We start from the raw sequence: 7,825 nt of genomic DNA, 5'->3' as shown, positions 1-7,825 counted from the left end.
TGAGGTCGTTAGTTCAAGTCCAACTAGTCCCACCATTTTCTTTTTTCTCTCTACCCTATGGCAAGTAGAATTCGTTTTATTCTTAGCCTTTTCTTTTAATAATTTCGTGCAAGTGTAAGTTTACTGCGGGGATATCTCCACGCAGTTTTTTTTGTCTAAAAAATTATTATTTTTGCAAATTTTTCAAAGATTTATGCTTGATCTTAGCGAGGTTATAAAAATAATTGCAATTACATTTTACTTTTGATATTATAGAGAGGTAAGCATAGAACCAAAGGTTCATTGCTTGCTACTTAAGAGTTTGTGTTGTTCGTTGTTTTGTTGTTTGTGTTTCTCTTAAGTAAAAAATATAACTAGAATAATTATGTTGTTTAGATCCTACTCACTTGAGTAGGATTTTTTTTGTATAATAGAATTTATCTATCTTTTTTGTTATGAGGAATACTAATGGGCAAGCTTAAATTAATCACTCCTTTAGCCTTGGCTTTAGGCTTAGGTACTGCCTTGGCAGATACTGTGACTTTTTTTGTTGAACCTGTACAAGGTAAGCTTTTACTAAAGCAACACAAACCTAATTCATCGCAAGTAGTACCTTGGTTTATGTCAACTGCCCAAGGAATGGAAATTACTTGTACCGAACGTCGTCGCCAAGTAAATGTGGCTAGCTATGCACAAGTTAATCGTGTAACTATAGTTTATGAAGGTTTATGGCAAAACCTTCCTGAAGGTAGTGCCCAAAAAGAAGTGGTAGTAAATAAGGTAAACCTCAATAACAGTATTTTTGCGAAAAACAAGTTTGCTTGGCAAGTAAACAATGCCCTAGTTTACGTAGTGAATGCTCAAGACCAACAAAAGCTTTATCATGCCTGCAAAATAGTATTTCTCAAGCAAGCTAAAGTGAGTATTGCCAACGCTAGCCCAAGTATTGTCGAAATCAAAGATTTTACTTACCCTAATCAAATTCCGCATCCAACTCAGGACGAGCTGAAAAAAGCAAGCTTTGCTTTATGTACCGCTAGACCTCAGGGCGAGCAACAAGCTCAACTTTATTTAACTTACAATGGGCAAAGATATATGCCTCATTCTTTAGTTTTCCAAGATGAGCAAGGGGTTGAGCAGTGGTGTGAGGCTTTAACAGGTGAGGTTGGGTTACATTAAGCAGAGAGTAGATCGGCTTAACGATTAAAGTAAAGCAAAGAAAAAAGAAAACTCTTTGCTCGACCTATGAGGAGTTAGGGTAAAAAAGAAAATAAATAGCTACAGCAAAAATGTATTTTATTTTGCTAAAAAATAACTTTATGTCTTAATATCCCTATTCCCCACTAAGTTATTGTGGGAATTTTGCTGACTTAATTTTGTAACTAAAATTAGCCATTGTAGACAAATATATATTAATAGGCAGATCCGAAAGATAAATTTTTTGGATCACAAAAATATATAGCTATTAAATGATATAAATCCCCAAGTTTAGCGGAATTAATTTTTTGCAGTTTTATCCTTTTGCCTGTTATAAACTTTCACAAAAATTGACCATTTTTTGTTAAAACCTTAGTTCTTAAAATTTATAAAAATCTTTACCATGAAAAGCTTGTTATCTAAAAAATAAAGTTTTTTACAAAAATAGGTGACAATTAAATTGTATTTGTTTATAATGGAGACATATAACTTAAATATAGATAATATATACCAATATGCAAGTGTATCCGCTACCTTACTAGGCAGCGGATTTTTATTGTTTTAAAAAAGGATAAGAGCACTGATTTAAGGAAAAGTTCGTTGTTGGAGCAGAGAAAAGTTAATTAGCTTTAAGCGTAAAACAAAAGTTTCTAATTACAAAAATAGGTAGGACTTATTTGCTTGTTTACCTAAGATTAGAGATAGCGCAGAAGTGATAATAACGGCATGAAAATATAGCTAACTTACCTTACTGATACAGAACAACTTGACTCTTTTTGCCTTAACAAAAAATACCGTTTTTACTAATATACCTAACCTCATGAATCAAGAAAGAGTAACTAAGGCAAGCTTTTAAATCAGCAAGAAGTAATATGCCTAACCTCTTCACAACAAAAGCTAATCTCTTAAAACAATTTATTGTCCCTAGTTAGTTCTGCTCTCCTTAAAGGAAAAGCATCCAACCCACCCTCATTAAAGCAAGACCCCAGATTAAAACCAACTACCCAGATTAAAGCCAACTCCCCACATTAAAACCAACTACCCAAATTAAAAGCACAACATTTTTGCTGACGGTAAATAACTTCTCCTTACTTAAATACACACCTCTTACCGCAAATATCTTCCCCTTACAGCAAGTGTTCTCCGATCCCCTTACAGCAAGGGCATTTCTATCCCCAACTGCCAATACTCCGAATCTCTCGTAACAATAAAAATAAGATTTTTAGGTTAAAAGTACAAATGAGAGTTATTTTCTCTTAAACCTTTCATTTACAGGCATTTGTTAGCAAAATTCAACGCCGAGGTATATAATAATGGCGTTTTCAAATATTTAATGTGATAAATAAAAATATATGAGTCAAGACAATAATCTTCCTCAAGGAACCCCGTCAACGACCTATAGAGGCTTTGATGCGGTAACTCCTTATCAAATAGAATTGCGCAAACGGCTGCCTCCAACCGTATGGTTGGTTTTAATTCTAGCTTTTTTCTCGGGTTATGTGGGCTTAGCTAACGATGCTATAACTCCAGCTATCAATGAGTTAGTTAAAGATTTCCACACAGATACAGCCCATATTCAAGCGATAGTCCCTTACTTTGTCTTAGGTATGGGGATTGGGCAGTTTCTCTGGGGACCAACTATTGACCGCTTTGGTCGTAAAACTATAGTAATTCTTTGTGCTTTAGTTGCTATAGCTCTTAATATAAGCATGCTGGTAATCCATGAGTACTCAACTTTAATAGCCGTTCGGATTTTCCAAGGGATAGTTTTCTCAGGGATGGGTGCTGTACCACAAATAGTGCTTAAGGATGTGTTCTCGCCAAGAGACTTTGTTATTTACAATTCTTGGTTAATGACCTTGTTCTTATTTGCTCCAGCTATAGCTCCTTTATTTGGGGGGATAGTTTTAGTAAAAATGAGCTGGCCATGGATCTATGTCATTATTAGTGTAATGATTGTTATCTCAACTTTATGCTATATTTTCTTTATTCCAGAAACTCTAGATCCAGAGAAAAAGCAACCGTTTAATACCGTACGTATTCTAAAAAACTATGGTACGATTTTAAGATCACCACGTTCGCTGTGGTTAATTATCCTTAACTCGGTATTTTCCATTACAGTGTTTAGCTTCCCAACGCTATTACCTGCAATTTACATTACCGACTATGGCGTTGACCCAGATCACTTTGGTTACTTTTTCTTACCATTAATTGTTTCAATTATGGTGGGGATCCAGCTTAACCAAATTTTTGTGAAAAAAGGCTATTCTCCAGTTAAACTCTGGATCTTTGGGGCAATAGCTCAAGGGCTTACAACCATAGTTAACTTTATCTTTGCTTACTACTATCTCAATGTGCACAGTATTTTAATTGCTCTGTGCTTAAATGTAGTATTCAATGGTTTCCAATTAGGGAACATGTTTGCTATTTACCTCATGCCATATCCATATATGACAGGGACAGCAACTTCAATGATTACTTCCTTACGTTTAATTGTTGCTGGGGTTTTAGTAACCGTATTTTCTCACCTTGATCGTGCAGGTGGGGCAACTTTACTAATTACCAATGCTTTTGTTCTCCTAATTTGTACGGCTATGAGTCTAATCTTTAACTGGATTTGGAAGGTTGATGACGGCGATCGCCACCTTGCAACTACTTCTAAACCTGAAGTTATTATTAAAGGGGAAAACCCAAATGCCCCTAGCTCAGACGCGAGCAAGAATTAGTGGTTAATTGGTTAATTGGTTAATTATTTAAATTATTAGTCCTTCGCCTGTTAGGTCGAAGGACCTTTTTTTGCTTTAATTTGCCCTTGAAAAGTTTTTGTTTAGGGGGATAAAAGAAGGAGACAAAAAAATTTAGGCCTTATTTAACGAATCTTAGCCAAGGAGAATAAAGCTTTTATTTTTGGGGCATTTTTTGCCTTTTATTTTTCTCTCTTTCGGTGTACAATATCTGATTATTGTTAAATTCTCGTAAGCAAGAGAGTCAGTATTTATACTTTTAAATTTTAAGACAAGTATATATAGATTTAAGACAACGAATATATCTATGAGTAACAAATCTCCAAGTGAAAAAACCGTAGGGGAAGCTGGTAGTACCTATGTCGGTTTTGATTCGGTAACTCCCTTTCAGGTCGAGTTGCGCAAACGAATCCCTAAAATACCTATTTTATTAATGATCCTTGTGTTCTTTTCTGCTTTTACAGGTATTGCTAATGATGCCATGGTACCTGGGGTAGAAGAACTCATGGAAGATTTTAAAGTTGACGGTAATACCGTACAACAAATAGTTCCTTACTTTGTGATAGGGAACGGGATTGGTCTTTTTCTTTGGGGACCAACCATTGACCGCTTTGGGCGTCGCACAATTATTGTTTTCTGTGGTCTTTTAGCTATAGCTCTCAACTTTGTCGCAACTTTTGTGGATACTTTTAGTCATCTGCTTGCCGTGCGTGTAGTGCAGGGTATAGTTTATGCGGGTATGGGTGCCGTACCTTCGGTGGTATTAAAAGATATTTTCTCACCACGTGACTTTGTGGTTTACAACTCTTGGTTAATTACCCTTTTCCTCTTTACCCCGGCATTAGCTCCATTAATGGGGGGCTGGATAATTCTCCATGCTTCTTGGGTTTGGGTATTCCATGCGATATCGGCACTAATTGTGATAGCGATTATCCTTTATATAGTGCGTATCCCTGAAACTCTAGATCCTGAAAAGCGTCAGCCGTTAAATACCATTCGTATTATTAAAAACTATGGTTCAATTTTAATGACGCCAAGTTCATTATGGATTTTAATTCTAAGCATTTTCTACATGCTAGTAATTATTGGACCACCGAGCTTACTGCCAGTAGTAGCGATTAAAGAGTACAATATTCCAGGCGAGTATTTTGGTTATATTTCTCTACCAATTGTTCTTTGTGTAATGGCTGGGATTCAAGTTAACCAATTTTTCTTACGTCGTAAGGCTTCTCCAATAAAACTTTGGTTAATCGGGACAACCTTACAGTTAATTTCTTTAATTGCCAACCTGATTGTAATATTTACCCACCAGAACCTCTTCTTAATTTTAGGTTGTATTTGTTTAAACTGTTCATTTAACGGTTTACAACTGGGTAATACTATGGCAATTTACTTAATGCGTTACCCACATATGACAGGTACGGCAAGTTCGTTATTAAACGGTAGTCGTATGTTAATTGGGGGCTTAATTGTAACGGCAATTAGTCACTTACCAATCAATGGTGGGAAAACTCTATTAATTTCGATTACTATTTCTTTAGCTATAGCAGCCGTACTTTCTTACTCTTATAACCTGATTTGGTCAACAAATGTTAAAAGCAAAAATCTTGCTGTAGACTTAAAACCAGAACAAGAGCAAGAGCCAAGTAAATAATGGCAAAGCAAGAGTCAAGTAAATAGTGACACAATAAGAAATCAGGGGCGTAGTTCTGTAATCATGCCCCAAAAGAACAACTACTAGTTTAAGAGTCTAGTATTCAACTTGCTTAAGACTAGAGTAAATAATAAAAGCGTCAACTCAAATTCGAGTTGACGCTTTTATTTTTAGGTAATTATTTTAAAAGATTAATTACTTTAACTTCTAAAGGAGCTGCTGAAAGAGCCTCGATTTGTGGAATCGCAGTTAAGAAGTGATCAGTATTCATATGCGCACGTAAAGCTTCAAGGCTTTCCCATTGCTCAACAAATGCATAAGTCCAATCTTCACCATCAACTTTACCACAGTTGTAAGATACTACGCCTTGGTCTTTTAAAGAAGCTTCGATTAAACCAGCTGCAATTTCTTCAAATTGACCTTCATTACCTTGTTTTAACTTAACTACAGCGTATACTGCGAGCATAATTAAATCTCCAATTTTAAAAAAAAGTGAATAACATGTTTATTATACCACTTTAGGAAGACGATGTTTTTCCTTAGGGGGTAGTAACTAAAGAAAAAAATGAGTAAGTACTCATTTATCTATTTACAAATGAGTTTATATCGGTTATAATAGGTACATAAGCCAAATAATTACTCATAGAAAGGTCCATGAGGTGACTCATTGACAAAGAATTCATATTTCATAAACCTTAAAATCTAAAACAAATCTTAATCCTTGACCTTGTGTATCGTCTTGTCTCGAGACGTTATACAAGGTTTTTTTATGTCTGGATTTTTAGTAATATCCCTTAATAATTTAAATAATTAACCAATTAAGCAAGTTAATTATTTAAAATTTATCCTCCAACTCCGATGTTTAGGGTAAATTTTGCAAAAACTGCTCTGGCTTGCCTTAATTTAGGGTAGAATATAAAGCTGTACTTTTATATTAAGGAGCAGAGAACTATATATGTATGCAAAAGGCCATAAGATTACCGGCTTAAACCTCGGGGTAGGTTGGGCAGTTGCTGTAGCAGCAAATTATCAAGTATCACTATTACTGGCTGTGTTAGCTGGTATCTGTGCTTATGTTGGCTCTAATGCCCCGGATCGCATGGAAATGCGTTGGTGGGATAAAGAGGCTGGGCAAATGAAGTCTGTTATACCACATAGGACCATTACCCACTGGTTTGCGATGTGGCTAGTCCTAGGTTTTTACCTCTTAGAAGAGTTTCATGATGCCCCGCAAACAGGAGCTCTATTTTTATTAGGGGCAAGCTTTTGTTTTGGTTGTTTATTGCACGTAGTCTTAGATATGCCAAATAAAAAGCCAATTCCATTATTTTTACCTAAGCCAAGTTTTTGTTTAGGTTGGTGGGGTAGTGCCGAAAGACAATATACCATTTGCTTTATTACCACTATTTTAATGGGCGTCTATATTTGGTGGGAGTTAAGAGAGCATTGGGATTATGTTTTACAAAATCCTAAAGAGGTAGCTTCTGCTTTATGGCAAAGATTTAATCATGATTTAAGTCTGCTTGCCCAAAGATAGACTGGCAAAGAAAAAATTTAAGATGCAAATAAATAAAAGACCAAGAGGAGTTTTTCTAAAAAGCCTCTTGGTCTTTTGCGTGGCATAAAGAAATCTAAAGGAAAAGTTAAAGGTAGGCTAAAGGATAAAGGTAAGCTAAAAGAAAAATTAAAGGTGGCTAAAGTAAAAGCTAAAGAAAAGCTAAAAAATTTAGCAAAAATACTAATCAGGGTATAAAAAGAAACAAAGTATAAAATTAATTTAGGTAAATTATTCTAATTACGCAAAGAAAAATTAAAAATTGTCCTACAAAAAAATAGCTAAATAATTAAATTAATTAGCAAAATAACTAGAGGCGTAAAAAAAATAATTAAGACAAAAAAAGTAAAAAAATGAAAGCGTAAAAGTTACTAAATGGTAACTGAGGCGTAAGAAAAAATGTTTAATTTAAAATGACTTAAGAATAAACTTGAAATTTGGGGTTTGACTTAGCAAAATAAATTGTCTATAATAGCTCTCGTTGTCAAAAGGACAACAGCTTCTTAACTTGATCGCCTCAGAAAAATTTCTTCAAAAAAGAGTTGACAAGCTTAAGGAAAAATTGCTATAATATTTCACGTTGTCAAAAGCTTCTAAGTATTTATACTTAGAAAGCAAAGAGAACAACGTAAGTTCTTTAACAATTTAACAGACAATCTGTGTGGGCATTTAACTGGCCTAGATAGTAAAAAGTAA

Annotated in this window: 5 protein-coding genes; 4 read left to right on the top strand and 1 reads right to left on the bottom strand. The window is 34.8% G+C overall.

Annotation, left to right across the window (positions count from 1 at the left end):
• The first annotated feature begins 447 nt into the window (after positions 1–447).
• The 3 genes from CJP74_RS07005 (at position 448) to CJP74_RS06995 (ending at position 5,574) form a co-directional block, all read left to right on the top strand.
• Positions 448–1,158, top strand: a complete 711-nt coding sequence (locus tag CJP74_RS07005) for a hypothetical protein (RefSeq protein WP_119497668.1) — start codon at positions 448–450, stop codon at positions 1,156–1,158.
• Between the two features lie 1,370 nt (positions 1,159–2,528).
• Positions 2,529–3,902 (top strand): MFS transporter, encoded by a 1,374-nt coding sequence (locus CJP74_RS07000; protein WP_119497666.1) that lies wholly within the window; start codon positions 2,529–2,531, stop codon positions 3,900–3,902.
• 325 nt (positions 3,903–4,227) lie between these two features.
• Positions 4,228–5,574 carry an MFS transporter gene (locus CJP74_RS06995; protein WP_119497664.1) on the top strand — a complete coding sequence of 449 codons (1,347 nt, stop codon included), beginning with the start codon at positions 4,228–4,230 and terminating at the stop codon, positions 5,572–5,574.
• Between the two features lie 178 nt (positions 5,575–5,752).
• On the opposite strand, the gene CJP74_RS06990 is transcribed toward CJP74_RS06995, so the two are convergent.
• Complete coding sequence (locus tag CJP74_RS06990) at positions 5,753–6,040, bottom strand: putative quinol monooxygenase (protein ID WP_119497663.1); 288 nt, start codon at positions 6,038–6,040, stop codon at positions 5,753–5,755.
• A 489-nt stretch (positions 6,041–6,529) separates the two neighbouring features.
• Here CJP74_RS06990 and CJP74_RS06985 point away from each other — a divergent pair, with 489 nt between their 5' ends.
• The gene (locus tag CJP74_RS06985; RefSeq protein ID WP_119497661.1) at positions 6,530–7,111 is read left to right on the top strand and encodes a metal-dependent hydrolase; all 582 of its coding nucleotides are present in this window, start codon (positions 6,530–6,532) and stop codon (positions 7,109–7,111) included.
• Positions 7,112–7,825 lie beyond the last annotated feature (714 nt).

The sequence above is a fragment of the Psittacicella melopsittaci genome (assembly GCF_003585925.1).
Lineage (GTDB): Bacteria > Pseudomonadota > Gammaproteobacteria > Enterobacterales > Psittacicellaceae > Psittacicella > Psittacicella melopsittaci.
The sequence above is the reverse complement of the archived record's forward strand: the minus strand, read 5'-3'. Positions and strand labels throughout refer to the sequence as shown.